At 72.5% G+C, this 25,361-nt stretch carries 24 protein-coding genes, 1 tRNA gene and 1 other RNA gene; 13 read left to right on the plus strand and 13 right to left on the minus strand.

Features of this window, described 5'->3' with window-relative positions; translation table 11 throughout:
• Window positions 1-11: 11 nt before the first annotated feature.
• Complete coding sequence (locus tag ACH5HR_RS02870; protein ID WP_416476145.1) at window positions 12-1,223, plus strand: cation:proton antiporter; 1,212 nt, start codon at window positions 12-14, stop codon at window positions 1,221-1,223.
• Here the strand turns inward: ACH5HR_RS02870 and ACH5HR_RS02875 are convergent.
• The 4 genes from ACH5HR_RS02875 to ACH5HR_RS02890 form a co-directional block, all read right to left on the minus strand.
• The gene (locus ACH5HR_RS02875; protein ID WP_416476406.1) at window positions 1,217-1,579 is read right to left on the minus strand and encodes a GNAT family N-acetyltransferase; all 363 of its coding nucleotides are present in this window, start codon (window positions 1,577-1,579) and stop codon (window positions 1,217-1,219) included. The genes ACH5HR_RS02870 and ACH5HR_RS02875 overlap by 7 nt on opposite strands.
• 103 nt (window positions 1,580-1,682) lie before the next feature.
• Window positions 1,683-2,077, minus strand: an RNA gene (gene rnpB, locus ACH5HR_RS02880) — RNase P RNA component class A.
• A 24-nt stretch (window positions 2,078-2,101) separates the two neighbouring features.
• On the minus strand, window positions 2,102-2,485 hold the full coding sequence (locus ACH5HR_RS02885; RefSeq protein WP_402371361.1) for a tautomerase family protein: 384 nt from the start codon (window positions 2,483-2,485) through the stop codon (window positions 2,102-2,104).
• Window positions 2,486-2,511: 26 nt separating this feature from the next.
• The gene (locus ACH5HR_RS02890; protein ID WP_416476148.1) at window positions 2,512-2,979 is read right to left on the minus strand and encodes a nucleoside deaminase; all 468 of its coding nucleotides are present in this window, start codon (window positions 2,977-2,979) and stop codon (window positions 2,512-2,514) included.
• Between the two features lie 76 nt (window positions 2,980-3,055).
• On the opposite strand from ACH5HR_RS02890, the gene ACH5HR_RS02895 reads away from it, so the two are divergent.
• The gene (locus ACH5HR_RS02895) at window positions 3,056-3,895 is read left to right on the plus strand and encodes a YaaA family protein (protein ID WP_416476150.1); all 840 of its coding nucleotides are present in this window, start codon (window positions 3,056-3,058) and stop codon (window positions 3,893-3,895) included.
• 19 nt (window positions 3,896-3,914) lie between these two features.
• On the opposite strand, the gene ACH5HR_RS02900 is transcribed toward ACH5HR_RS02895, so the two are convergent.
• Genes ACH5HR_RS02900 through ACH5HR_RS02910 form a run of 3 tightly spaced genes read right to left on the minus strand, consistent with a single transcriptional unit; the run spans window position 3,915 to window position 6,243 of the window.
• Complete coding sequence (locus tag ACH5HR_RS02900) at window positions 3,915-4,598, minus strand: histidine phosphatase family protein (protein WP_416476151.1); 684 nt, start codon at window positions 4,596-4,598, stop codon at window positions 3,915-3,917.
• Complete coding sequence (locus tag ACH5HR_RS02905) at window positions 4,598-5,335, minus strand: zinc ribbon domain-containing protein (protein WP_416476152.1); 738 nt, start codon at window positions 5,333-5,335, stop codon at window positions 4,598-4,600. The genes ACH5HR_RS02900 and ACH5HR_RS02905 overlap by 1 nt, the downstream gene beginning before the upstream one ends.
• 35 nt (window positions 5,336-5,370) lie before the next feature.
• Entirely contained in the window at window positions 5,371-6,243 is an 873-nt protein-coding gene (locus tag ACH5HR_RS02910; RefSeq protein WP_416476153.1) for a Nif3-like dinuclear metal center hexameric protein, read from the minus strand.
• A 73-nt stretch (window positions 6,244-6,316) separates the two neighbouring features.
• On the opposite strand from ACH5HR_RS02910, the gene ACH5HR_RS02915 reads away from it, so the two are divergent.
• Entirely contained in the window at window positions 6,317-6,757 is a 441-nt protein-coding gene (locus tag ACH5HR_RS02915) for an ArsR/SmtB family transcription factor (RefSeq protein WP_402371349.1), read from the plus strand.
• Window positions 6,754-8,427, plus strand: coding sequence for a SulP family inorganic anion transporter (locus ACH5HR_RS02920; protein ID WP_416476156.1), 1,674 nt, complete (start codon window positions 6,754-6,756; stop codon window positions 8,425-8,427). The genes ACH5HR_RS02915 and ACH5HR_RS02920 overlap by 4 nt, the downstream gene beginning before the upstream one ends.
• A 33-nt stretch (window positions 8,428-8,460) precedes the next feature.
• Here the strand turns inward: ACH5HR_RS02920 and ACH5HR_RS02925 are convergent, their stop codons facing one another.
• Window positions 8,461-10,248, minus strand: a complete 1,788-nt coding sequence (locus tag ACH5HR_RS02925; protein WP_416476157.1) for a bifunctional 3'-5' exonuclease/DNA polymerase — start codon at window positions 10,246-10,248, stop codon at window positions 8,461-8,463.
• 223 nt (window positions 10,249-10,471) lie between these two features.
• Between ACH5HR_RS02925 and ACH5HR_RS02930 the strand changes: the two genes are divergently transcribed.
• Both ACH5HR_RS02930 and ACH5HR_RS02935 read left to right on the plus strand, forming a co-directional pair.
• Window positions 10,472-11,695 carry a DUF418 domain-containing protein gene (locus ACH5HR_RS02930; protein WP_416476158.1) on the plus strand — a complete coding sequence of 408 codons (1,224 nt, stop codon included), beginning with the start codon at window positions 10,472-10,474 and terminating at the stop codon, window positions 11,693-11,695.
• Window positions 11,696-11,853: 158 nt separating this feature from the next.
• The gene (locus ACH5HR_RS02935; RefSeq protein WP_402371340.1) at window positions 11,854-13,527 is read left to right on the plus strand and encodes a serine/threonine-protein kinase; all 1,674 of its coding nucleotides are present in this window, start codon (window positions 11,854-11,856) and stop codon (window positions 13,525-13,527) included.
• 27 nt (window positions 13,528-13,554) lie between these two features.
• Here ACH5HR_RS02935 and ACH5HR_RS02940 read toward each other — a convergent pair whose 3' ends face one another.
• A complete protein-coding gene (locus tag ACH5HR_RS02940) occupies window positions 13,555-14,160 on the minus strand; it encodes a TetR family transcriptional regulator (RefSeq protein ID WP_402371338.1) in 606 nt (201 codons plus the stop codon).
• Between the two features lie 75 nt (window positions 14,161-14,235).
• Here ACH5HR_RS02940 and ACH5HR_RS02945 point away from each other — a divergent pair, with 75 nt between their 5' ends.
• From ACH5HR_RS02945 to ACH5HR_RS02970, 6 genes are all read left to right on the plus strand, one after another.
• Window positions 14,236-15,042: an SDR family NAD(P)-dependent oxidoreductase gene (locus ACH5HR_RS02945; protein ID WP_402371336.1), complete on the plus strand. Its 807-nt coding sequence runs from the start codon at window positions 14,236-14,238 to the stop codon at window positions 15,040-15,042.
• 137 nt (window positions 15,043-15,179) lie between these two features.
• Window positions 15,180-16,094: an ABC transporter ATP-binding protein gene (locus ACH5HR_RS02950; protein ID WP_416476162.1), complete on the plus strand. Its 915-nt coding sequence runs from the start codon at window positions 15,180-15,182 to the stop codon at window positions 16,092-16,094.
• Window positions 16,091-16,891: an ABC transporter permease gene (locus ACH5HR_RS02955; protein WP_416476163.1), complete on the plus strand. Its 801-nt coding sequence runs from the start codon at window positions 16,091-16,093 to the stop codon at window positions 16,889-16,891. The genes ACH5HR_RS02950 and ACH5HR_RS02955 overlap by 4 nt, the downstream gene beginning before the upstream one ends.
• Window positions 16,892-16,917: 26 nt before the next feature.
• The gene (locus ACH5HR_RS02960; protein ID WP_416476165.1) at window positions 16,918-18,147 is read left to right on the plus strand and encodes a streptophobe family protein; all 1,230 of its coding nucleotides are present in this window, start codon (window positions 16,918-16,920) and stop codon (window positions 18,145-18,147) included.
• Window positions 18,123-18,851, plus strand: a complete 729-nt coding sequence (locus tag ACH5HR_RS02965; RefSeq protein ID WP_402371327.1) for a response regulator transcription factor — start codon at window positions 18,123-18,125, stop codon at window positions 18,849-18,851. Before ACH5HR_RS02960 ends, ACH5HR_RS02965 begins: the two co-directional genes overlap by 25 nt.
• On the plus strand, window positions 18,848-20,320 hold the full coding sequence (locus ACH5HR_RS02970; protein WP_416476168.1) for a sensor histidine kinase: 1,473 nt from the start codon (window positions 18,848-18,850) through the stop codon (window positions 20,318-20,320). Before ACH5HR_RS02965 ends, ACH5HR_RS02970 begins: the two co-directional genes overlap by 4 nt.
• Window positions 20,321-20,348: 28 nt before the next feature.
• On the opposite strand, the gene ACH5HR_RS02975 is transcribed toward ACH5HR_RS02970, so the two are convergent.
• The 3 genes from ACH5HR_RS02975 to ACH5HR_RS02985 form a co-directional block, all read right to left on the minus strand.
• Window positions 20,349-20,422: transfer RNA gene (locus tag ACH5HR_RS02975), tRNA-Val, on the minus strand.
• 79 nt (window positions 20,423-20,501) lie between these two features.
• Window positions 20,502-20,966, minus strand: coding sequence for a peroxiredoxin (locus ACH5HR_RS02980; RefSeq protein ID WP_402371322.1), 465 nt, complete (start codon window positions 20,964-20,966; stop codon window positions 20,502-20,504).
• 6 nt (window positions 20,967-20,972) lie between these two features.
• Entirely contained in the window at window positions 20,973-21,377 is a 405-nt protein-coding gene (locus tag ACH5HR_RS02985) for a DUF3052 domain-containing protein (RefSeq protein WP_402371320.1), read from the minus strand.
• A gap of 331 nt (window positions 21,378-21,708) precedes the next feature.
• Here ACH5HR_RS02985 and aceE point away from each other — a divergent pair, with 331 nt between their 5' ends.
• A complete protein-coding gene (gene aceE / locus ACH5HR_RS02990; protein ID WP_416476170.1) occupies window positions 21,709-24,456 on the plus strand; it encodes a pyruvate dehydrogenase (acetyl-transferring), homodimeric type in 2,748 nt (915 codons plus the stop codon).
• Window positions 24,457-24,558: 102 nt separating this feature from the next.
• On the opposite strand, the gene ACH5HR_RS02995 is transcribed toward aceE, so the two are convergent.
• On the minus strand, window positions 24,559-25,257 hold the full coding sequence (locus ACH5HR_RS02995) for a hypothetical protein (RefSeq protein ID WP_402371316.1): 699 nt from the start codon (window positions 25,255-25,257) through the stop codon (window positions 24,559-24,561).
• Between the last annotated feature and the right edge of the window lie 104 nt (window positions 25,258-25,361).

The following is a 25,361-nucleotide window of genomic DNA, read 5'->3' on the forward strand; positions in this document are numbered from 1 at the left end:
GCGTCCCGGCCATGACGGAAGGGCAGCTGCTCGTCGACAACCTGGCTTCGGTGTGGTGGATCGCGCTGGTCGCCTTCCTCGCGCCGGTCCTGGCCCTGGTGACGCGCCGCAGAGTTCCCGACGTCGTCTGGCTGCTGGTCTTCGGGACTGCCATCGGCCCGCACGCGCTCGGTCTGGCCTCCGCCACGGCCCCCGTCGAGTTCCTGCGCGAGCTCGGTCTGGGCTTCCTGTTCCTGCTGGCCGGGCTCGAGGTCGACATCGCCGACATGCGCGGTCGCCAAGGACGCCAGGCGGCGATCACCTGGTTGGTGTGCGCCCTGCTCGGGCTGGGTGCGGGCCTGCTCCTGGTCGACGGGCAGGTACACGTCGCCGTCGTCCTGGCCATCGCCTCGACCTCCACCGCGTTGGGCACGCTCCTGCCGATCCTGAAGGACTCCGGGACCACGGGCACACCGCTCGGACGCGCGGTCATGGTCCATGGCGCCTACGGTGAGCTGCTCCCGATCGTCGCGATGTCGTTGCTGCTCTCCACGCGAGGCACCTGGCAGGCCGCCGCCGTCCTCGTCGCCTTCGCCGCGGCGGCCGCCCTCGTCATCGCAGTCCCCCGTCGGGTCTTCCGGGCCGCACCTCTGCTGAGCGAGGCGTTCGCACGGGCGTCGAACACCACGATGCAGACGACGCTGCGCCTCACCGTGCTCATCCTGATCACGCTCATGCTGCTCACCGCCGTCCTCTCGCTCGACGTCGCCCTGGGCGCCTTCACCGCCGGCATCCTCCTCAACGCCGTGCTCAAGGGTGCGGCTCCGGACCATGCGCGCGAGATCACGCACAAGGTCGAGGTCGTCGGATTCAGCCTGCTGATCCCCGTGTTCTTCGTGACGAGCGGTATGAACATCGACCTGTCCGCCGTCGCGGCCGGGTGGCCCCTGCTGCTGGGGTTCGTCACCATGATCCTGCTGGTGCGCGGGCTTCCTGTCGTCGTCCGCGAGCAGTGGACCACCACCCACTCGGGCCTGACGACCTTCCGAGAACGGGCCGCCCTCGGCCTGTACGCGTCCACCGGACTGCCGATCATCGTGGCCGTGACCCAGATCGCCGCGTCCTCGGACGTCATCAGCATCGACCTGGCGTCGATCATGGTGACGGCGGGGGCCGTCACGGTGCTCGTCTTCCCGTTCTCCGCCGCCCGGCTCAGCGCCGCTTCCCAGAACTCGCCTCAGTAGTCGATCCGCATCACGCGACGACGCGTCGTCGGGGCTGAGACCTGCTGCATGCCGGTGGCCGCGAAGATCTGCGGGGTGCCCACGCTCGCCTCGTCCCAGACGACCTCACCGCCGCCGCGGGCGACGATCGGGTAGCCCTCGAGCGCCGTCGCACCCTGGCTCCGTGCGAAGTCGACGGCCGCCTGGGCGAGCTCGTACGTCAGTCCTTGCCCGCGAGCGCCGGCGCGGACGATGAAGCACGCGACGGCCCACACCGACGGGTCCTCACGGTCCTCGTGCCGGCCGGTCCAGACGACGGGGCTGCGTCCGTAGTAGCGGCGATAGGTCGGGCGCGGCGCGACGGCGACCCACCCGATCGGCCCCTCGGTCGAACGGCACGTCGTCGAACGGCACGTCGTCGGCCGGACGGAAGGTGAGCACGCCGGTGTCGCTCATGCCACGAGCGTACGACCTGCGGGGCGGACGAGTCGGTCTGTACGCCGGGTTCTGTCCCCGTGCCCGGTTGCCCCGGCACGGGTGACGGTCATCCATCTAGGCCCTGCGTTGCCGCAGGGCTCCAGCGGTCTACCCGACTGCGCTTCTCCGAAGAGAATCGGGCGGGCCGCCCTCCGACACAGTCTGTCTGACCTTGCTCCAGGTGGGGTTTACCGAGCCACGACCGTCACCGGCCATGCTGGTGGTCTCTTACACCACCGTTTCACCCTGACCTGCACGCCGAAGCGTGCGGGCGGTCTGTTTTCTGTGGCACTGTCCCGCGGGTCACCCCGGGTGGCCGTTAGCCACCACCTTGCCCTTCGGAGCCCGGACGTTCCTCGGCACCGCCGAAGCGATGACGCGACCGTCCGACCGACTCGTCCGCCCGGCAAGGATACCCGCCCTCAGACGTCCACCCGGTAGTCCAGCTCCAGCTCGTCCGCGCTGCGGCCGCGGATGCCCCAGTTCTCGCGGGGGCTCTCCACGACGACGACCTCCAGGTCGTCCTCCGCGAGCCCCAGCGCCGGGGCGACGTCGTCGTACATCGCTCGGACCAAAGCCCTCTTCGCCGCCGCCGTGCGACCGGTGAAGCACAGGATCTCGATCACGAGGTAGGCCTCGGAGCGCGGCGCGACCAAATCGCCGTCGTCCAGCAGCAGGAAGCGGTGGAACCGCTTGCCCTCGGGGAGCTGCCACGCGCCGACCAGGGCCGCATGGACGGCGTCGGACACCTGCGCCCGTCGCTCGCCCCACACCGACCGGTTCCCGTAGATCTTCACCTGAGCCATGGCGCGATCCTACGGACGTCACGGCCTCAGTAGGGAGACTTGCCGTCGAACGCGGTCCAGGCCTCGAACGGCGCCAGCGCACGGTCCACGGACCGGCGCTCCACGGGCACGGGGCCGGGTGCGCGGCCCGCGAGCACGTCGTGGAACATCCGGTCGTCGAAGCCGGCTGCCGCGGCGTCGTGGCGATCAGCGGCGAACACCACCCGGTCGACGCGCGCCCACAGCGCGGTCGCCAGGCACATGGGGCACGGCTCGCACGAGCTGTACAGCACGGCGCCGGGCAGCCAGTACGCGGCGACCTCCTGGCAGGCCGCCCGGATCGCCACCACCTCGGCGTGCGCGCTCGGGTCGAGGTCGACCGTCACACGGTTCGTCCCCTCCCCCACGGCCTGGCCGTCGCGCACCACGACCGCTCCGAACGGGCCCTGTCCTGACGGCACGCCGGTCACCGCCAGCTCGACCGCTCGGGTGAGCCACTGCTCGTCGGACGTCATGCTCCCGATGCTCCCACAACGAGGCGGACCACCGGCCAACGACCAGGAGCCGCCCGCCAGGCTCTAGGGTGTCCGGGTGCTGATCTGCCTCCCGCCCTCCGAGGGCAAGACGCCCGCGCCCGACGGCGGCGCCCCGGTCGACCTGCGGGCGCTCGCCGCGCCGCAGCTCGCCCCCCAGCGGGAAGCCGTCCTGGACGCCCTCGCGACGGTGAGCGCCCGACCCGACGCCACGAAGGTCCTGAAGGTCGGCGCGACGCTGGCCAAGGAGGTCACCCGGAACACCGCGTTGCGCACGGCGCCGGCGGCACCGGCCACGGACGTCTACAGCGGCGTGCTCTACGCGGCGGCGGGCCTCGGCGACCTGACAGGTCCGGCGGCGGCGCTCTGCGCGGACTCCGTCCGCATCTTCTCCGGGTTGTGGGGGGTCGTCGCGCCGCAGGACCGTATCCCGGCCTACCGGCTCTCCATGGGCGTCGACCTGCCGGGCGTCGGCAGGCTCGCCACGGCCTGGCGTCCGCACCTGGCGGACGCGCTGACGGGGCGCGCGGCGGGCGACGTCGTCGTCGACTGCCGCTCCGCCGCGTACCTGGCGGCGTGGAAGCCCACGACCACCGGTCCCGACGCCGCCGACTGGGTCACCGTCCGGGTCGTGCGCGACGTCGACGGTCAGCGCACCGTCGTCTCGCACAACGCCAAGCACACCCGCGGCGTGCTCACGGGTCACCTGCTGCGCCGCGCGGGCGCCCCGCCGTCGTCGGCAGAGGCGCTGCTCGACGCGGCCCGCGAGCTCGACGGGCAAGTCATCGGCACCGAGATCGGCACCGGCCTGAGCTATCGCATGGTCGAGGCGACGCTGGGCGACGCGGCGGGCCGGGCGCGCAGCGGTCCGCGCACGCTCGAGCTCGTCATCGCCTAGAGAGCCGGCCCCGGCCGCGTCAGTCCGCGGCCGGGAACCCGACGACGCTGACCTCGCGGGCGCCGTCGGGCCAGAGCCTCAGCAGGGACAGCGAGCCCGGCGGGACACGCACCCGGCCCCAGGCGTTCGGCGGGGCGTCGAGCGCCAGGCCCACCAGCGTCCGGATCACCGCGGCGTGCGCCACGACGACCGACGTGGAGCTCTCGGCTCGCGCGACGACGTCGTCCAGGGCCGGCTGCACGCGCGTGGCGAGGTCGGCGTACGACTCGCCACCGGGCGGGGCGAACGTGCCCTCGGTGACCCACCGCACCAGGTCGCCGGGCCAGCCGGCGTGCACCTGCTCCGGGACCATGGCCTCCCACTCGCCGAAGCGGATCTCCGCGAAGCGCTCGTCGGTCCGCACGTCGGCCCCGATCCGCCGGCTCACGGCCGCGGCGGTCTCCTGGGTGCGCACGGTGGGCGAGGCGAACAGCGCGTCCGGGCGCGGCACGTCCGGCCACAGGTCCTTGCCGATCCGGAACACCGCGTCGGATGCCTGCGCCGCCTGCCGCTGGCCCGCCGTCGTCAGCGAGGGTCCAGGCACGTCACCGCCGGACAGCGCACCGACCTCCGTCAACGGGGTGACCCCGTGGCGCACGAGGACCACGGTGGCCGGGACCACGCCGTCGTACCGGGCGAGCGCGCCGGACGGAGGGCGCCGCATCAGCCCTGGGCGGCTCGGACGAGGATCCGGCCGCACTCCTCGCACCGGACGACCTGCTCCGGCGCGGCGTTCTTGGCGGCGGCCAGGTCACCGGCGTTCAGCTCGAGCCGGCAGCCCTCGCAGCGGTTGCCGTTCAGCGCGGCCGCGCCCGACCCGCCGAGCTGGGCACGCAGCCGGTCGTAGAGGGTGACGAGCCCTGCGTCCAGGCCCTCGGCGGCCTTGGACCGCTCGGCCGTCACTCCCGCGGCCGTGCCGTCGATCTCGGCGAAGGCCGCGTCGCGCTCGGCGATCGCCTTCTCCTGGGCGGAGACGAGCTCGCCGTGCGCGGCCTCGACCTTGGCCAGCGCCTCCTGGTGCGCCTCGAGCCGTTCCATGAGCTCGAGCTCGGCCTCTTCGAGGACGTTCTGGCGGCGCGCGAGCGACTCGAGCTCGCTCATGACGGCCGTCGCGTCCTTCGCCCCGAGCGCGCCGGCGTCCAGGCGCTGCTGGTCGCGCGTCGCGCGGTTGCGGACCTGCTCGACGTCGCGCTCGGCCTTGGTGACCTCCCGCTCCAGGTCGGCGACGGCGGTCCGCGAGTCGACCAGGGAGCCGTGCAGGTCGCGCATGCGGGCGTCCAGCTCGGCGATCGTGGCGAGCGCCGGGTGGTTCCGGCGCTGGTGCGCGAGCTGCTGGAGCCTGGTGTCGAGGGCCTGGACCTCGAGCAGGCGACGCTGGTCCTCGACGGGTGCGGTAGCCATGGGTGGGTCCTCTCGTGCAGCTCTTCAGATGACGGTCAGCGACCCGTGCTCGCGACCCGGGTCGTCCACGGGTCCGTCACCAGGGTGCTCACTCTGGTGGTCACCGTACCGTCTCCCAGTCGGTCGACGAGATCGGTCGCGGCGTAGGCCAACCAGGGCCACTCGGAGGCGAAGTGGGCGACGTCCACGAGGAAGGGACGCCCCGACCCGGCCGGCGTGTCGCGCCCCGCCTCGAAGGCCGCCCGCTCCCGCAGCTCGGACGCCGGGTGGTGCCGCAGGTCAGCGGTGACGTAGACGTCGACGGCGGCGGCCCGGACCGCGTCGAACAACGAGTCCCCGGAGCCTCCGACGACGGCGGCAGTGGTCACCTCGGCGTCCAGGTCTCCGGACACGCGCACACCCTGGGCGGTGTCGGGCAGGACGTCGGCCACCCGCCGGGCGAGCTCGCCCAGCGTCGTCGGCCGCTCGAACGTCCCGACGCGACCGATGCCTCGCGTGGTGTCGTCGACGTGCGCCACCAACGGGCGCCGGTCCGCGATCCCGACGAGGTCCGCGAGCGCATCGGCGACCCCGCGCGGCGCGGAGTCGGCGTTGGTGTGCGCCACGTGCAGACCGCAACCGGCGGCGAGCAGCCGGTGGACCACGCTGCCCTTGAACGTGGTGGCGGCCACGGACGTCACCGGCTTGAGGAACAGCGGGTGGTGGGTGACGAGCAGGTCGGCGCCCCACGCGATCGCCTCGTCCACGACCGCGTCCACCGGGTCGACGGCGAACATCACCTGGCGCACCTCGCGGTGCGGGTCGCCGGCCACCAGGCCGACCGCGTCCCAGCCCTCCGCCGTCGACGGCGGGTACAGGTCGTCCAGGGCGGCGACGACGTCGGCGAGGGTGCGGGGCGCGGAGCTCATGGGCCGACCCTAACCATCGGCTCCCCCCGGCACTGGATTTAGCGATCCCTAAATCCATTGGTGCGATCTCACCGTGGACACCCAGCCCCTGTACACCGTCAAGGCGGACCTCTTCCGCGCTCTCGCCCACCCGGCCCGTATCCAGGTGCTCGAGGTCCTGGCGGTGGAGCCCGACCGCACGGTCCTGGTCCCCCGCCTGCTCGAGGCCACCGGAGCCGAGCCGTCCGCGCTCTCCCAGCACCTCGCGGTGCTCAAGCGGGCCGGTGTCGTCGAGTCCCAGCGGTCCGGCAACGCCGTGCGCTACCGGCTCACCGAACCACTGGTCGCCGAGCTCCTCGTCGTCGCGCGCGCGTTCCTGCTCCGGCGCCTCGCCGCCGACGACGACGCGAGTCGCCTCGACGTGGTCCGCAGGCTCCCCACCCTGCCCGGCGCGACGGCACGCGGCGTCCTCGACGCCGCCGAGGCCGACCTGCCTGACAAGGTCCGCACGACCGTCACGGAGGAGTCCCGGTGACGATCCGCGACGCCATCGCCCGGCTCGACGTCCGCGACCTGCTCCCCGGGCGGTCCGACTACGACCTGCGGCCGCGCACGCTCGGCGCCGACCTGGTCGCCGGCATCACCGTCGGCGTCGTCGCGCTGCCGCTGGCGCTCGCTTTCGGCGTGAGCTCCGGGGTCGGGCCCGCCGCGGGTCTCGTCACCGCCGTCATCGCCGGGATCGTCGCCGCGGTGTTCGGCGGCTCCAGGTTCCAGGTCTCCGGGCCGACCGGTGCGATGGCAGTGGTGCTCGCACCGGTCGTCGCGGCGCACGGCGTCGGGTCCGTCGCACTCGTGACCGTGCTCGCAGGAGTCCTGGTCCTGGCGCTCGGCCTGCTCCGGCTCGGCCGGGCGGTGACCTACATCCCGTGGCCCGTGGTGGAGGGGTTCACGCTCGGCATCGCCGCCATCATCTTCCTGCAGCAGGTGCCCGCTGCGCTCGGCACGGACGCGGCCGTCGGCGAGAACTCCCTGGCCACCGCCGTGAGCTCCGTCGCGACGACGGCCACCGACCCGGGCACCGAGACGGCGTGGACCCTCGGCGCCGTGGCCGTGGTCGTGCTGCTCATGGTGCTCCTCCCACGCCTGCACCACGCCGTCCCCGCCTCCCTCGTGGCCGTCGTCGTGGTCACGGCGCTGGCCGAGATCACCTCCGCGCCCGTCGCGCGCATCGGCGCCCTGCCCGACACGCTGCCCTCCCCCGTCCTGCCGAGCCTCGACGCGGGTGCCCTGCGGGAGGTGGTGGGCGCCGCCGTCGCGGTCGCCGCCCTCGCGGCGATCGAGTCCCTGCTGTCCGCGCGCGTCGCCGCTTCCATGGCACCGGGCGGCTCCGTCTACGCTCCGGACCGCGAGCTCCTCGGTCAAGGCCTCGCGTCGGTCGCGTCGGGACTCTTCGGGGGGATGCCAGCGACCGGCGCGATCGCTCGCACCGCCGTCAACGTGCGCTCCGGGGCCCGCACGCGGCTCGCCGCCCTCGTCCACGCGATCGTGATCCTCGGCGTGATCTACCTCGCCACCGGACCGGTCTCCCAGATCCCGCTCGCCGCCCTGTCCGGCGTGCTCATGGTCACCGCCACGCGCATGATCGGCCCTCGCACCGTGCGGGCGATCCTGCGCTCGACGCGGTCCGACGCCAGCACGTTCGCCATCACGGCGTTCATCACCGTCGCGTTCGACCTGATCGAGGCCGTGCAGATCGGGCTCGTCGTCGCCGCGTTCTTCGCGCTGCGCCACGTCGCCCGGGCATCCACCGTGCACCGCGAACCGCTGCCCGGTCCGGCGCACGAGGGCGACGACCGCATCGCCCTGTTCCGGCTCGACGGCGCGATGTTCTTCGGCGCGGCGGACCGCATCCTCACCGAGCTCACCGAGGCCTCCACCCGCGGCGACGTCGAGGTGGTGATCCTGCGCCTGTCCCAGCTGCAGATGGTCGACGCCACCGGAGCCAAGGCTCTGGCCGACCTCATCACCGAGCTCGAACGCCGTGGCGTCACCGTCCTCGTGAAGGGAGTCCAGGACCGACACCGCTCCCTCATCGTCCGGGTCGGGGTGCTCGACGAGCTCCGGCACGAGAAGCACGCCTTCGACACCCTCGCCGACGCCGTCGAGCACGCACGCTCGCACGTCCGCCGGGCAGCCATCGGTTGAGCCGGGCGCTGCGTGCGGGCTGGGCGGCCGGGCTCACTTCGCGTCGGCGTACGAGTCGACGGTCGCGACCGTGAGCGGGAACGAGACCGGGAAGTCGCCGAACAGCAGGCGCCCGGCCTCGACCGCCGCCTCGCGCAGCTCCCGTGCGACGTCGGCGGCGAGCGCCGCCGGGGCGTGCACCACGACCTCGTCGTGGAGGAAGAACACCAGGTGCGCACGGTCGGCGAACGGTGCGGGCCCCTCGTTCGAGCGGGTGGCGACGGGCAGGTTCCACAGCCGTCGCCGGATGGACGCGATCCAGCACAGCGCCCACTCGGCGGCGGTGCCCTGCACCACGAAGTTGCGGGTGAACCGTCCCCAGGACCGCGCCGAGGAGCGCGCCAGGGTGGCGGCGTCGGCCGGCGCCCCGTCCCCGAGCGCCCCGGACTGCGCCGCGTCCCACGCCTCTCCCGGCGGTGGCGAGGTGCGCCCGAGCCAGGTGCTGACGACGCCGCCCCGCTCGCCGGTGCGCGCGGCATCCTCGACGAGCCCCATCGCGCGGGGGAACGCGCGCGACAGCCGCGGCAGCACCTGGCCGCTCGCGCCCGTCGTCCCGCCGTACATCGCGCCGAGCATCCCGACCTTGGCGAGCTCACGGGTCGGCACCGCGCCCGTGGCGACGATGCCGGCGTACAGGTCGCCACCCGCGCCCGCGGCGGCCATCGTCTCGTCCGCCGCGAGGCCCGCGAGCACGCGGGGCTCGAGCTGTGCCGCGTCGGCGACGACGAGCACCCACCCGGGGTCGGCCTGGACGGACCGGCGCACCGACCTCGGCAGCTGCAGCGCCCCTCCGCCGGTGGACGACCAGCGCCCGGTCACGACCCCACCGACCACGTAGTCCGTGCGGAAGCGACCGTCGCGCACCCAGTGGTCGAGCCACGACCACCCGTTCGCGGTGTAGAGCCGGTACAGGTTCTTGTACTCCAGCAGCGGCGCGACGACGGGGTGGTCGATCTTCTCCAGCTCCCACTTGCGCAGGCTCCGCGCGCCCACGCCCGCGTACTCCATGGCTCGCAGCAGGTCCGGGTGGGAGTCCGGGTTGAGAGTGGGTGGCGCGTCGAGGGCAGCACGGATCTGCCCCGCGAGCGCCTCCAGCTTCTCGGGCCGCCGGCCCTCGGCAGGCCGGGGACCGAGCACCGCGGTGAGGATCTCGTCGTGGACGTCCGCCCGCCAGGGCAGCCCGGCGTGGTGCATCTCGGCCGCGGCGAGCGCTCCCGCGGACTCGGCGGCGAGGAGCAGCCGCAGCCGGCCCGCCCCGGTCGACCCGGCGACCGCGGCGTGCTGCGCCGCCAGCTCGGCGAGGAGGTCGGGCGCCCGGCCCGTCGACGGCCCCGCCGGGCCGGCGCCGCCCCGCGCCGGGGCGGGCGCGGCGCGGGCGCCCAACGACTCCTCCTGCGGACGGCGCAGCGCGCCGACGGCGACCTCGCCGCCGGGCGGGGTGAGGCCCATCGCGTCCCAGTCGCCGGGCGGCGCCGTGGCGAGGGCGGAGCCGGCGGACAGGCTCGAGCCGCGCAGGATCCGGTGCGCGAGGCGCAGGTCGTGCCCGCGCTCGATGCGCACGCCCGCCGTGAGCAACGCCGGGTACCACCGGTTGGTGTCCTGCCCCGTCCACCGCGGCGGGACGGCGGCGGACGCCTCGACGTCCCGCACGACGGCGGGGAGGTCGTCGGGGGCGACCACCAGCGAGTCCGCAACGCCCTCGTCCCCCGGTGTGCCGCCGTCGTCGGCGACGCGGACCAGGCGGACGGAGCCCGCGGGCTCCGGGGCGAGGACGACGTGCACGGGCCCATCGTGCCCGGTGCTACCGACACTCCGCCTCGACCGCCCCCGGTGGGAGGGCGTCGAGGACGGCGTCGTGGCGGCGCAGCGTTGCCGGACCCGGGGCGCAGGGCACGCAGTGACGGCACGCGCTCAGCGATGACACCCTGGTCCACGAGGCTCCCGCCATCATCGGCCGCCTCTCCCCCAGCGCGCTCGCCCACCACCCACACCCCGAAGGAGCACGATGACCATGTCCGACGGCGGCACGCCGCACGTCCGGGCCGTCGCCCCCGACCTCGCCCGCGGCCTGATGCTCCTGCTCATCGCATTGGCGAACGTCCCCTGGTTCCTCTACGGGTCCGAGGTCGCCCAGACCAGCGCGCACCGCCCCGGGGCCACCGGGCTCGACGCGATGTGGCAGACCGTCGCGATCATCGCCGTCGACGGTCGCAGCTATCCGCTCTTCGCCTTCCTCTTCGGTTACGGCATCTGGCAGTCCTTCACGCGCCAGCGCGCCGCGGGGCTCGACGAACGGACCGCGCGGCGGGTGCTGCAGCGTCGCCACCTCTGGCTGCTCGCCTTCGGTGCCGTCCACGCGGCACTGCTCTGGTACGGCGACGTCCTCGGCGCCTACGGACTGGCCGGGCTCCTCGTCGTCTGGCTCTTCCTGCACCGCCGCACCAGGACCCTGCTGGTGTGGGCCGGGGCTCTGACGGGCCTGCTGGCGATCGGAGCGGTCATCACCATGGCGGCGGGAGCGCTCCTCCCTCCCGAGATCACCGCCATGTCCGGCGACATGACGCCCGGGCTCGCCGGCATCAGCCCGTACCTCGCCTCGATCCTGCCGCGGCTCGCCTTCTGGCTGCCCATGACGGTCACGCAGGGAATCCTCGGCCTCGTGGTGCCCGCCGCGATCCTCCTCGGCATCGCCTGCGCACGCGCCCGGGTGCTGGAGGAGCCTCGCGCCCACCGCCGGCTGCTCGTGCGCACCGCCGCCCTCGGCATCACGCTCGGCTGGGCCGGAGCGATCCCCTCGGTGATGATGCACCACGGGGAGTGGGCGCTGCCCGAGTGGGCGCCGACCCTGCTGCACCTGGTGACGGGCCTCTTCGGCGCGCTCGGCTACGCCGCGGCCTTCGCGCTGGTCGCGGCACGCTTCACGGACGAGCGCCGGCCAGGACGTGTCGTGGAGGCGCTGACGGCCGTCGGCAAACGGTCCCTGACCAGCTACCTGCTGCAGTCGGTGATCTTCGCCCCGCTGCTGTGCGCCTGGGGACTGGGGCTCGGCGGTGTCCTGGACCAGTGGCAGGCCGCGCTCGTGGCGGTGGCTGCGTGGCTGGTCACGGTCGCCGTCGCGGTGACGCTCGACCGCCGAGGTCTGCGCGGGCCTGCGGAGCGGGCGTTGCGCGCCCTGTCCTCGCGTGGCACGGCGACGTCTCCGACGCCCGTCGGCCGCAGCTCCACGTGAGCGCGCCGGGTCACCGGCGCACCAGGAACGCGCACGTCACGCCCCCTAGCGCCTATCCTGTGGGGGCTGATGACTGAGATGACCACGACCTCCCGCCCACTCGTGCCGCGGTGCACGGCAGCCTTCGTCGACGCCCCGTCCGGGCAGAGGTGCACGGCATGACGCCCACCGGGCCGACCGAGGAGCCGAGCGACGGGCAGGTGGTCCTTGGCGGGAAGTACGTCCTGGGCGACATCCTGGGCACGGGCGGTACCTACACCGTCTACGAGGCCGCCCGCCTGCGGGTCACGGACGCCGAGGAGACCGCCACCGAGCCCGAGGCCGCGCTCCTGGTCAAGGTCCTGCACCCGCACCTGGTCGACGACGAGACGGCCCGCGCCGCCATGACCCGCGAGATCGTGGCGTCGGCCCTGGTGAACCACCGCGGCGTGGTGAAGGTGCTGGACACCGGAGAGGACGAGGTCGCGGGGGCCGACGTGCCCTGGCTCCTGACCCGCCGCCTTCCTGGTGCACCGGTCTCCGAGGTGGCCGGCGGAGACGGCCTGCCGTGGCGAGAGGCACTCGCCCTGATCGACGGGCTGCTCGACGCCCTGGCGGCGGTCCATGCCGCCGGGCTGGTGCACCGCGACGTCGGTCCGCGCAACGTCGTGGTGGACCGGCGCGAGGACGGCGGGCTGACGGTCGGTCTGCTCGACCTCGGGCTCGCCGGCCCCGCCGGCGGGGACGGCGACGGCAAGACGGTCGCCGGGTCCGTGGTGGGCATGTCGCCCGAGCAGGCCCAGGGCCGGCCGCTCGACGCCCGTAGCGACCTGTACGGGGTCGGGGCGCTGACCTACTACGCCCTCACCGGACATGCGCCGTACGAGCGCGCCCGGCCGGAGGACGTCCTGCGGGCCCATGTCGGAGCACCGGTCCCCGCGCCGTCGGCACGGCGAGCCGCAGTCCCGGTCTCCGTCGACCGCTTCGTGGCACAGGCGATGGCCAAGGACCCGGCACAGCGGTTCGCCTCCGCCGACGCGATGCGCGCGGCGGCCGCGGCCCTGCTGGGAACCGGCGCCGCCGACACCCAGGCAGACGCGGCCAGCTCGGACGCGACGATGACGCTGGGTCAGATCGCTGCGAACGATCCGCACCGGACGGCCGTCGTCGGGGCGGCAGGCGCAGCGGCGGCTGCGGCCGCAGCCGCGGCGGGCGAGGAGGCCGAGCTCCAGCGCACCCGTCAGGTCGGTGCCGTGGGCGCCTCTGCCACCCCGCCCGAGGGTGTCCCCGCCACGACGGCGGCGGACGACGCCGCACCGCCGGCGCCAGAGGGGCCGGAGGGGCCGGAAGGGCCGGAGCAGGACAAGCGCTCCCGGCGGAGGATACTCGCCGTCGTCCTCGCGCTCGTCCTGGTCGGCGCCGTCGGAGCGTTCGCGTTCTGGGCCCTGCGCGACACCGACGACGGTGGACCGGTCTCGCCGGCCACGCACAGCCCGTCACCGACGCCCAGCCCGTCGCAGTCCCAGGCGACGACGGCGCCGCCACCGCCGGCCGACCCGACCACCCGGTCGACGCCGACCGCGGACCCGACGCCGACGCCGTCCGAGACGCCTACGGACGACTCGACGCCCACGCCGTCACCCACGGACGAACCGACCGACGAACCGACCTCGACCCCGACGGCCGACCCGGAACCGACCGACGAACCGGAGCCGACCTCGACGCCCGACCCGGATCCCACCGGTGACGCGACACCGCCCACGGAGCCGAGCGCACCAGCGGATCCGAGCCCCGGCGACGACTCGGCAGACGGCGGCGACCCGGTGGGCGATGACGCCCCCGCGGGGTCCTGACGGCACCACGTCCTCCAGCGGGGTCGGTCAGCGGCGGATCGCGGCCACCGCGTCGTCGTAGAGGCGCTCGAGCGGGATCGCCCCGTCCCGGCGCACCCACCAGGCACCCGCCACGTCCAGGCACGCGAGAGCGCCCACCACGACGGCTGCGGCGGCGAGCTCCGGGTCGACGCCGGCGTCAGGGTCCGCGGCCCGGATGCGCTCGGCGAGGATCGGCACCAGCAGGTCCTGCCAGGCGAGCTGCTTCTCGAGGTGCCGTGCGCGCAGCGTCTGGTTGCCGTAGAGCATCCGGCCGATCTCGAGCTCGTCCGCCTCGTCGGTCGTGACGGCGTCACGCAGCGCCAGCAACGCCGCCCTGACCGCCGCCCACGGCGGCTCGTCCGCCGGCCGCCCGGCGAGCGCCGAGGCGACGATCCGGCCGCGTTCGACGAGCTCGCCCAGCACCACGTCCTCCTTGGTGGCGAAGTACCGGAAGAACGATCGGCGGCTGATGCCCGCCTGTGCGGCGACTTCGTCGATGGTCGTCTCCTCGAAGCCTCGCTCGGCGAACAGCCGCATCGCCGTGCGGGCGATCTCCTGGTGGACCGCGCGGCGGGTGCGTTCGCGAAGACTTTCTGGAGCGTTGCCGGTCATCCGGCCAAGGTAGCCATCTTCGGCAGCTAGCGCCACGTCTGTCACTCAGTGCCATCTATGTCCTACAGTGTCATCATGAGCTCACTCGACTTCTCCTCGCAGACCACCCTCGTCACCGGCGCCAGCTCGGGGATCGGCCGCGCGCTCGCCCGCACGCTCGCCGCCCGCGGCTCCGACCTCGTCCTCGTGGCGCGCCGGATCGACCGGCTGGACGCGCTCGCCGCCGAGCTCCGCGCGGCGCACGGCACGCGCGTCGAGACCGTGCCGGCCGACCTCGCCGTCGCACGCCCCGGAGCCGCGGTCCGCGCGGAGCTGCAGCGTCGCGGCGTGCAGGTCACCAGCCTCGTCAACAACGCCGGCTTCGGCACGGACGGCCGGTTCGACGACGAAGACCCGGACCGGCTCGCCGACGAGATCGCGGTCAACATCGGCGCCGTCGTCGATCTCTGCCACACCTTCCTGCCCGATCTGCGCGCGGCGGGCCACGGTTTTCTCGTCAACATCACGAGCGACGCCGCGTACGCGCCCATCCCCGGGATGGCCGTGTACGCCGCGACCAAGGCGTTCGTCCTCGGCTTCACCGAGGCGCTCTGGTGGGAGCTGCGCGACAGCAGCATCCGCACGCTCGCCTTCGCGCCCGGCCTGACCGCGACCGAGTTCTTCGACGAGATCGGGACCGAGCAGTACGGCGGCAGCTACCAGTCGCCCGAGCAGGTGGCCGACGCGGCGCTCCGTGTGCTCGAGCGCCGGTCACCCGGGCCGAGCGCCAGTGCCAGGCCGGGAAGCAGCATCATGTCGTCCATGGTCGGGCTCCTGCCCCGGGCTGCCCGGGTCCGGGCGGTCGCACGAGTTGCCGGTTCCGCGCGGCTCGTGCGCAGTTGATCGCTCATACAGACCTGTGAGTTCACCCGTGCCCGGCGAACGGCTCCGTTGCGGCGCCTCGTGCTCGTTCCCTGGCTCCCAGAAGTCTCACAGAACCACTGAGAGACCTCTCGGTCCGGTTGGCGATGATCCGGAGCATGACAACTATCGACGTCCGCGGCCTGACCAAGCGGTACGGGCCTGACACCGTGGTGGATGACGTGTCGTTCACCGTCGAACCGGGACAGGTGACCGGCTTCCTCGGGCCGAACGGAGCCGGCAAGTCCACGATCCTGAAGATGATCACCGGCCTGGCCGCTCCGACGCGAGGCTCGGTGACCATCGGCCGCCGCCGCTACCGCGACCTTCCCGTCCCACTCACCGAGGTGGGTGCGCTGCTCGATGCCGGCGCGGTGCACGGCAGCCGGACGGCGTACCAACAACTGCTGGCGCTCGCTGCGAGCAACGGTCTCGCGCGACACCGGGTCGACGACGTACTGACCCGGGCGGGCATGGAATCCGTCGCCGGGAAGCGGATCGGTGGGTTCTCCCTCGGGATGCGGCAACGACTCGGTATCGCGGCAGCTCTGCTCGGCGAACCGAAGGTGCTGGTCTTCGACGAGCCTGTCAACGGGCTGGATCCCGAGGGCATCCGCTGGGTTCGACGGCTCATGCGCTCACTCGCCGGGGAAGGCCGTGCGGTCCTGTTCTCCAGCCACCTCATGAGCGAGATGGCACAGACCGCCGACCACCTGGTCGTGATCGGACGAGGCCGGCTCATCGCCGATACGACTGTCGACGAGTTCGTGCGGTCCGGTGGCGAGGAAACCGTGCTCGTGCGCACCTCCGACCCGCACTTCTTCGCACCGCGTCTGGTCGAGGCCGGGGGCGCCGTGCGGGACCGGTACGCAACCTCGATGGTCGTCTCCGGCATGACGCCCGACGAGATCGGCGCGCTCGCAGCTCACCACGACATCGTGCTCAGCGAGCTCACGCCGCAACACGCTTCGCTGGAGGACGTCTTCATGGAGATGACCCGCGAGAACATCGACTACCACGGGACAGTGGCGTGAGCGCCGTCGGTGCGCCGAGCAGCGTGAAGTTCACGCATGCGCTTCGTGCGGAATGGATCAAGCTGCGCAGCCTGCGCTCCACATGGCTCACCCTGGTGTGCCTGTTCGTGGTCGGGATCGGGATCAGCCTCTTGGCGACGAGCGCCGCGGGAGCGCAATATTCGGACGCGACCGCGGCGGAGCGGGCGGCGTGGGATCCGACCGGGAGCAGCCTGACGTCATACATCGTCGCCCAACTGATCGTCGGCGTGATCGGCATCCTCGTGGTCACCTCGGAGTACGCCACCGGCGAGATGCAGACGTCCGTGATGACCAGCCCGCGCCGCTACCGTCTGCTGGCGGCCAAGGTGGTGACGGTCACCGCCGTCGCGGCGATCGCCGGCCAGTCGCTGATGTTCGCCGCGTTCGGCGGGGGGCAGGCCGTCCTCGCCGCACACGGCGCGCCCCATGCGACGCTGGGTGATCCCGGCGTGCTCTCCGCCGTCGTGGGCGGAGGGGTCTATCTCACCGCGGTCGCGCTGCTCGCGGTGACGCTCGGCGTGATCACACGAGCGACGGCTGGTGCCCTCGCCATCCTCGTGGGAATCATCTTCGTCATCCCGGGTTTCGCGGGACTGTTTCCCTCGTGGGTCCAGTTCCTGCTGGACTACTGGCCGACCCAGGGTGCGGCCACGGTCATGACCACGATGCCCGACGCCGACTTTCCGTACCCCTGGCTGAACCTCGGCGGGATGTGCCTCGGAGTCGGCACCCTGCTGGTCGCCGCGTTCGTCCTCTTCCGGCGCCGTGACGTGTGATGCGTGGTCAGGTGACGTTGCGCGACATGAGCCGGGGCGCCGGTGCGTCGGTCGCGGCGTTGGCCGCGATGGCGGCTGTCGCCGCGGCCGGTCTCCTGCTTCTCGACGCAGACCGGCTCGGTGGGCTCGCGACGCAGACGGTGGCCGTGCTCGTGCTGGCCGCGGGAGGCTCCGTCGAGATCGAGGCAATCCTGTCCGGGCTTCCGGTCGGCCTGCGAGGGTTCGTCGAGGTGATGCCGCTGGGGGTCTCGCTCGTGGGGGCTCTGGTGCTGGGCGCGCTGCTGGTGCGCGGCGGCAGGGTCGGGCTGCTCGTCCGCGGCGCGACGGCCGTCGCCGTCCTGCTGGCGGGTATCGCTGTGGTGTCGCTGTCCGTGCGCGGAACGATCACCCTGCGGCTGCCCCAGATCGCGCCCACGGCAGCCAGCGGCTCCACCGCTCGCAGCTGTCCGGAAGGGGCGCCCCTGGGTGGCCTGGGTGGCCTGGGTGGCCTGGGTGGCCTGGGCGGCCTGGGCGGCCTGGGCGACGCGGTCGGTGCGTTCGACGTCGGGCTCTCCGTGGCCATCGGACCGACGATGGTGGCGGCGACATGCTGGACAGTCGCTGTCGTCGCGGCGTGCTGGGTGGTGACGCGAGTGCGGTCCGTCGCGCGAGCAGCACGCGCCGCAGCATCGTCCATCGGCGCGCTCACGGTGCTCCTTGTCGCCGGTGCCTGGGTGCTCTGGGGGTCCTCGGCGGGCGGCGGCGTCTTGCTCGGCTCGCCGCTGGCGCTGTCGGCGGCCCTGCTGACCGGGCTCGGCGTGCCCTGGACGCTGCACAGGGAAGAGATCCTCGCCTGTCTGCTCGACGGCACCGGCTCCCTCCTCGGCTCCGGGCTGATCGCCCCGGGCGGTCCGCTGACCTGGGTGGCGCTCGCACTGCTCCTGGGCATCGGGATCGTCGGCGCGCGAGCCGTTCCCCCCACGGGCGGTCCGATGCGCCGGGCACTCGGCGCTGCCGCCGCGCTGGCTCCGGTGATGAGCCTCGTGCTGACCATCCTCGCACTGGCCACCCGGATCTCGGTCGACCTCGGCGTCGCTGTGCGCGGCTTCGTCCAGCCCGTGCTGGACGTGAGTCTTCACACCGACCTGTGGACCGCAGCCGGAACCGGGCTGGTGGCGGGCGCGGTCGCAGGCTTCACCGGCACCCTTCTCGTCACCGGGACGAGAAGCATGGCGTCGGTAGGGTGGCGGGCATGGACCGACCGGGTCAGGCGATGACCAAGGGCAGCACCAGCGAGCGCCTGCTGGTGGTCGACGACGAAGACACGGTTCGCAACCTGCTCTCGGCCGCGCTCCGGTTCGCCAGCTTCCAGGTGGGCTCTGCCGCCACCGCTGCGGAAGCGGTGGCCGCCGCAGCCGAGAATCCTCCCGATCTCGTGCTGCTCGACGTCATGCTTCCGGACCTGGACGGCTTCGAGGTGGTGCGTCAGCTGCGCGAACAGCGTCAGGAGAGCCATGGCGGCCCCGTCCCGGTCCTCTTCCTCACCGCACGGGACCAGCAGATCGACAAGGTCACCGGGCTCTCGCTGGGCGACGACTACGTGACCAAGCCGTTCGACCTGGAGGAGCTCATCGCCCGGATCCGCGCGATCCTCCGCCGCACCACGGGCCGGCAGACCGACCTGCTGACGCTCGGCACACTGACGCTCGACGTGGCGGGCCACCAGCTCACCCGGCAGGGGCAGCCGGTGCGCCTCTCCCCGACCGAGCTCCGGCTGCTGCACTACCTGATGGAGAACGCGGGGCAGGTCGTCTCGAAGGCACAGATCCTCGACCGGGTATGGCGATACGACTTCGGCGGCGACGCCAGCATCGTCGACACCTACATCTCGTACCTGCGGCGCAAGGTCGACGGGGCCGGGCCGAAGCTCATCCACACCGTCCACGGCGTCGGCTACGTGATGCGGGAACCCCGGCCGTGAGGGGCCCTGTCCACCGGTTCTCGCTTCGGACGAGGCTCCTGCTGATCACGGCGGGCCTCCTGCTGACCGGACTGGGCATCATCGGCACGGTCCTGACTGGTCACCTGGAGCGGTACCAGCTCGGTCGGTTGGATGATCAGCTGGGCATGATGGCTTCGATCATCGCGACCGGGCCCGGTACGAGGGCGCCGGACCTCGAGCGCACCGCCGACGCCGCACTCCTCGAACCCGCCCTCGACGTCTTCGGCGATCCCTACCTGGTCCGCCTCGATCGCGACGGCACTCCGCACGGCACGATCCGCTCACCGCAGTTGGACCCGGCGAGCCTGCCGAGCCTCGACGACCTTCGGGCGGTGCCCACGGACGGGTCGGCCACCGACCTGCCCGCCGCTGACCGGTCGGCACGGTGGCGAGTGGTCGCCCAGCCGGCCTCCGGTGGGGACGGAACGGTGATCGCGGCCGCACCGCGCACCGACATCGATGCCACCGTCGCTCAGATCCGCGCGAGCAGTCTGATCAGCGGTCTGGTCCTGCTGGTCACGCTGACGGCCGTCGGCTGGTTCGCGCTCGGACGAGGGCTTCGGCCGCTGCGCCGCGTCGAAACCACTGCGTCGGCCATAGCCGACGGAGACCTCACCCAGCGCGTGCCCGACCTGGCCGTGGCGGGAACGGAGATCGGGCGGCTCGCGCGTTCGCTCAACGCCATGCTCGGTCAGCTGGAGCGAGCGTTCGCCGACCGGGCTGCCTCCGAGGCACGGATGCGAACCTTCGTGGCGGATGTCAGCCACGAGCTTCGCACCCCGCTGTTCGGCATCACGGGCACCGCCGATCTCTACCGGATGGGTGCGCTTCCCGAACGGGCCGACGTCGACGAAGCGATCAGCAGCATCCGCCGGGAGGCAGCTCGGCTGACGGCGCTGACCGAGGACCTGCTGCTGCTCGCGCAGCTCGACGAGGCACCCGACGGACAGCTCGACCGGGCGCCGATGGATCTGCGTACCCTCGCAGGTGACGCGCGGAGCATCCTGCGCGCTCTCGACCCCACCCGCCCGGTCGAGCTCACCGGCCCGGGCGGCAACGGTCCACCAGGGCCGGCTCCCGCCCACGCCGATGAGGCCCGACTGCGCCAGGTCGCTACCAACCTCGTCGGCAACGCCACCGTCCACACCCCGCCAGGAACGCCCGTCCGCCTCGGCGTGGGGACCTTCGACGGCGGAGCGATACTCGAGGTGGCCGACCACGGGCCGGGGATGACCGCCGCACAGGCGGATCGCGTCTTCGAGCGCTTCTACCGCGCCGACCGCTCGCGCAGCCGGTCCGGTGGCGCCAGTGCCGGGCTGGGCCTGGCGATCGCGCGCTCGCTCGCGCGAGCGCACGGCGGAGACATCGAGCTCACCACAGCACTCGGCGAAGGCGCGTGCTTTCGCCTCGTGCTCCCCACGCCGGACCAAGGTCGGCACCCGGGATGAGGACAACGCCGAACTGAGGCGACCAGAGTGGGCCCGGAGGGACTCGAACCCCCGACATCCACGGTGTAAGCGTGGCGCTCTGACCAACTGAGCTACAGGCCCTGGCAGCGCAGGCAAGGATACCGGCCCCGCGACCCGGTTCGGGACGACTCGGGCGGGCGCGCCGTCGACGGGCTCCGGATCAGATCTCTGCGAGCGCCGCCCGGTACGCCTCGAGCTCGCGGCGCTCGCCGCGCGGGTGCACGACCGTCCAGCGGACGATGCCGTCGGCGTCCACGAGGAACGAGCCCCGCAGCGCGTGACCGGACTCCGGGTCGAACACACCGAAGGCGGTCGCGGCGGCCCCGTGCGGCCAGAAGTCGCTGAGCATCTCGAACCCGAAGCCTTCGATCTCCTCCCACGCCTTGAGGGTGAAGACCGGGTCGGTGGAGACGGCCAGCAGACGCACGCCGGCCGCCTCGAAGTCCTCGATGTTGTCCCGGAGCTCGCTCAGCTCGCCCGTGCAGGTACCGGAGAAGGCGAACGGGAAGAAGACCACGAGCACGCTCTCACCGCGCAGGTCGGCGAGGTGGGTGGGCGTGCCGTGCGTGTCCGGCAGCGTGAAGTCCGGTGCCGGGTCGCCGGCACGCAGGACGGGGCTGCTCATCCGGGGCTACCGACCGCGCGGTGCCAGTCGCGTGGCGGACCAGTCGTCGCCCGCGGCGAACGTGCTGGTCGCGTGCAGGCCTGCCGTGGTGGCGGCCTCCATGATCTCGTCGTGGGCCACATGGCCTTCCCGGCGCGGCTTGCGCGTCAGGAGCCAGACCTGGCCTCCGTCGTCGAGCGCGGTCTGGACGTCGACGAGCGTGTCCGTCAGGTCGCCGTCCTCCTTGCGCCACCAGACGATGACCCCGTCGATGACGTCCCCGTAGTCCTCGTCCACGAGCTCGCCGCCGACCAGGCCCTCGAGCGCTTCGCGCAGAGGCTCGTCGACGTCGTCGTCCCACCCGAACTCCTGCACGACCTGACCGGTGGTGAACCCGAATCGCTCGGCCGGGCTTTCCGCCTGCTGTCCCACGTGGACCTACGTTCCTTCCGTCGTCGTCAGGCGCACCCTGCGGTGCGCCTGTGAGCGTCAAGGTAGTGCACGCGGCGCCGTCGTGCGCGCCGGTCCACCGCCCCCACCGGCGCCCTCGACCGAGTCCGGACACATCACCATGACGTAGATCACGGATTCTTGACCGCCGCCTGGTGTCCGGGCTGAGAAAGTCAGGACACAATGAGTAGTGACCACCCCGTGGGTGGACCGCGCCGTCGCGACCCCGGCGACGCGGCCGCCCGTGCACGGGACGCCTGACACGAGCGGTCGCCGGACCACGGCGGCAGCCCGCAGAAGAGAGAGGTTGCTGGTGGCTTCGTACGACGAGACCGGACCGCTGATCGACGGTCTGCTCAGCGCGGTACCGGACATCGACCCGTCGGAGACGTCGGAGTGGATGGAGTCCCTGGACGGGCTGATCGACGACAAGGGCGGCCCACGGGCGCGCTACGTGATGCTCAACCTGATGCGTCGCGCACGCGAGCGCAGCGTGCAGATCCCCACCTCGGTGGCGACCCCGTACGTCAACACCATCGGTGTGCACGAGGAGCCCTACTTCCCCGGCGACGAGGCCATGGAGCGCAAGTACCGCTCCTGGAACCGCTGGAACGCCGCCGTCATGGTGACGCGCGCCCAGCGTCCCGGTCTGTCCGTCGGCGGGCACATCTCCTCCTACGCCTCCGTGGCGACGCTCACCGAGGTCGGCCTGAACCACTTCTTCCGCGGCAAGGACCACGCGGGCGGCGGCGACCAGATCTACTTCCAGGGCCACTCCTCCCCCGGCATGTACGCGCGGGCGTTCCTCGAGGGCCGGCTCAGCGCCGACCAGCTCGACGGGTTCCGGCAGGAGAAGTCGCACCCCGGCGGCGGCCTGCCGTCGTACCCCCACCCGCGGCTCATGCAGGACTTCTGGGAGTTCCCGACGGTCTCCATGGGCCTCGGCCCGGCCTCGGCCATCTACCAGGCCTGGACGAACAAGTATCTCGAGAACCGCGGGATCAAGGACACCAGCCAGCAGGACGTCTGGGCGTTCCTCGGCGACGGCGAGATGGACGAGCCCGAGTCGCGCGGCCTGATCCAGCACGCGGCGCACCAAGGCCTGGACAACCTGACGTTCGTCGTGAACTGCAACCTGCAGCGCCTCGACGGCCCCGTCCGCGGCAACGGCAAGATCATGCAGGAGCTGGAGGCGCAGTTCCGCGGCGCCGGCTGGAACGTCATCAAGGTCGTCTGGGGCCGCGAGTGGGACGCCCTGCTCAACGCGGACAAGGACCGCGCCCTGGTCAACCTCATGAACTCCACGCCGGACGGCGACTTCCAGACCTACCGTGCGGAGTCGGGCGCGTTCATCCGCGAGCACTTCTTCGGCCGCGACCCGCGCACCAAGGCCCTCGTCGAGAACATGACCGACGACGACATCTGGAACATGAAGCGCGGCGGGCACGACTACCGCAAGATCTACGCGGCCTATGCGGCCGCTCGCGCGCACACCGGCCAGCCGACCGTCATCCTCGCCCAGACCGTGAAGGGTTACGCCCTCGGTTCGGGCTTCGCCGGCCGCAACGCCACGCACCAGATGAAGAAGGTCAAGAACACCGACCTCAAGGTGCTGCGCGACACTCTGCACATCCCCCTGACGGACGAGCAGATCGACGCCGAGCCGAACATGCCGCCGTACTACCACCCGGGCATGGACGACGACGCGGTCCAGTACATGCTGGAGCGTCGCCGCCAGCTCGGCGGGTTCGTCCCCGAGCGCCGCTCGAAGGCGAAGCCGATCAAGCTCCCCGAGGCGAAGACGTACGAGCTGCTCAAGAAGGGCTCGGGCACGCAGGAGGTCGCCTCGACCATGGCGTTCGTGCGCCTGCTCAAGGACCTCATCAAGGACAAGGGCATCGGCCCGCGCATCGTGCCGATCATCCCTGACGAGGCACGGACGTTCGGTCTCGACGCGATCTTCCCGAGCGCGAAGATCTTCAACACCGTCGGCCAGAACTACCTCGCGGTGGACCGTGAGCTCATGCTGAGCTACAAGGAGTCCGAGTCCGGGCAGATCATGCACACCGGCATCAACGAGGCAGGTTCCGCGTCTGCCTTCCAGGCGGTCGGCACCTCCTACGCCACGCACGGTGAGCAGATGGTGCCGTTCTACATCTTCTACTCGATGTTCGGCTTCCAGCGCACGGGCGACCAGTTCTGGGCCGCCGGCGACCAGCTCACGCGCGGTTTCATCATCGGCGCGACGGCGGGACGCACCACCCTGACGGGTGAGGGCCTGCAGCACGCGGACGGCCACTCGCCCCTGCTGGCCGGCACCAACACCGCGATGGTCCAGTACGACCCGGTGTACGGCTACGAGATCCGGCACATCGTGCGGGACGGCATCGAGCGGATGTACGGCGACGGCTCCGACGGCCGGGACCAGAACGTCATGTACTACCTCACGGTGTACAACGAGCCGATGGTCCAGCCGGCCGAGCCGGAGGACGTCGACGTCGAGGGCATCCTGCGAGGCATCCACCGCATCTCCGTCGAAGGCGGCGAGGGCCCCCGTGCTCAGCTCCTGGCATCCGGTGTGGGTGTTCCGTGGGCGCTCGAGGCGCAGCAGCTGCTGCGCGACGACTGGGGCGTCTCCGCCGACGTGTGGTCCGTGACGAGCTGGAACGAGCTGCGCCGGGACGCGCTGGCCGCGGAGAAGGACGCCCTGATCGACCCCGCGTCCGAGCCCCGCGTCCCCTACCTGACGCAGAAGCTCGGCGACGCGTCCGGTCCGTTCATCGCCTCCAGCGACTACGACCACCTGGTCCCCGACCAGATCCGGGCATGGGTCCCGGGTGACTACGCGGTGCTCGGTGCCGACGGCTTCGGCTTCTCGGACACCCGCGCGGCAGCCCGTCGACACTTCCTCATCGACGGTCCGTCGATGGTCGTCAAGACGCTCCAGCAGCTCGCCCGCCGCGGTGAGGTGCCTCGCGAGGTCGTCGCCCAGGCGGTCGAGAAGTACCGGCTGACCGACGTCACGGCCGGTACGTCCGGCTCCGCCGGCGGGGACAGCTGACCGCCTGCCCGCACGACGACGGCCCCCGCACCGATGTTCTCGGTGCGGGGGCCGTCGTCGTCCCCGGCTACTACCTCGGCGCGAACGCTCCTCCCTCGGAAGCTAGGTCGGAGATCCGGGCGTCGTGACGTCGGCGCTCTCCGCCGCCTCCACCAGCGCGGTGAGCTCCGCGTGCATCGGCGCCACGGCCTGCGTGTCCGGGTGCTCCGCCAGGGTGGCGAGATGCTGTCGCGCCTCGAAGACGCGTTCCGCCTCGATCGCCGCCAGCACGAGCTGGCGCCCCACCCCGGGCGTCTGCTCGCGCACCCGCCAGTGCCCGATGCCCAGGCCGAGCGCCTCGACGGGCATCCCGGCGTCACGCAGGATCTGCAGGCTCTCGGCGAGGGCCTCGCCCGTCCCTTCGCGTTCCGCCGCCGTGGCGAACCGGCGTGCCGCGCCCTCCGGGTCCTCGAGCACCGAGAGCCGCCCCAGCTCGAGCAGGGGCCGCCACGCCTTGGGATGGCCCGCGAGCTCCTCGGCGAGCGACCACACCGCCAGGTCCGCCGCCTCCTGGCGGTGAACCTCCTCCTCCGGCGCCGTCAACGGATCCTCGACCGTGGGCTCCACCGCCCGGCGCCGGACCAGATCGGCCAGCGCATCGAAAGCACGAGCATCGTTCGGGTCGTCCTGCAGCAGCGCCCGTAGCGCGTCCTCGTGGGCCGTGTCCCCGAACCGGCGGGTCTCCGTCGGTCGCCGCGTCCCCACGCGCGACGTCGAGCGCTGTCGGTGCAGGAGCTGGCGGAGTCGGGGCATCAGAGCCATGTCTCGACCATATCCGCTAGCGGCTCTCGGGGCCGGACAGAGCGTCCGGCGTGCGCTCGTCACCGCTGGTTTGTGCACTCTCCACAACGAGGGGCCTATCCTCG

Origin of the sequence: Isoptericola maris (assembly GCF_048065335.1) — a bacterium.
In the GTDB taxonomy this organism is placed as follows: domain Bacteria; phylum Actinomycetota; class Actinomycetes; order Actinomycetales; family Cellulomonadaceae; genus Isoptericola; species Isoptericola rhizosphaerae.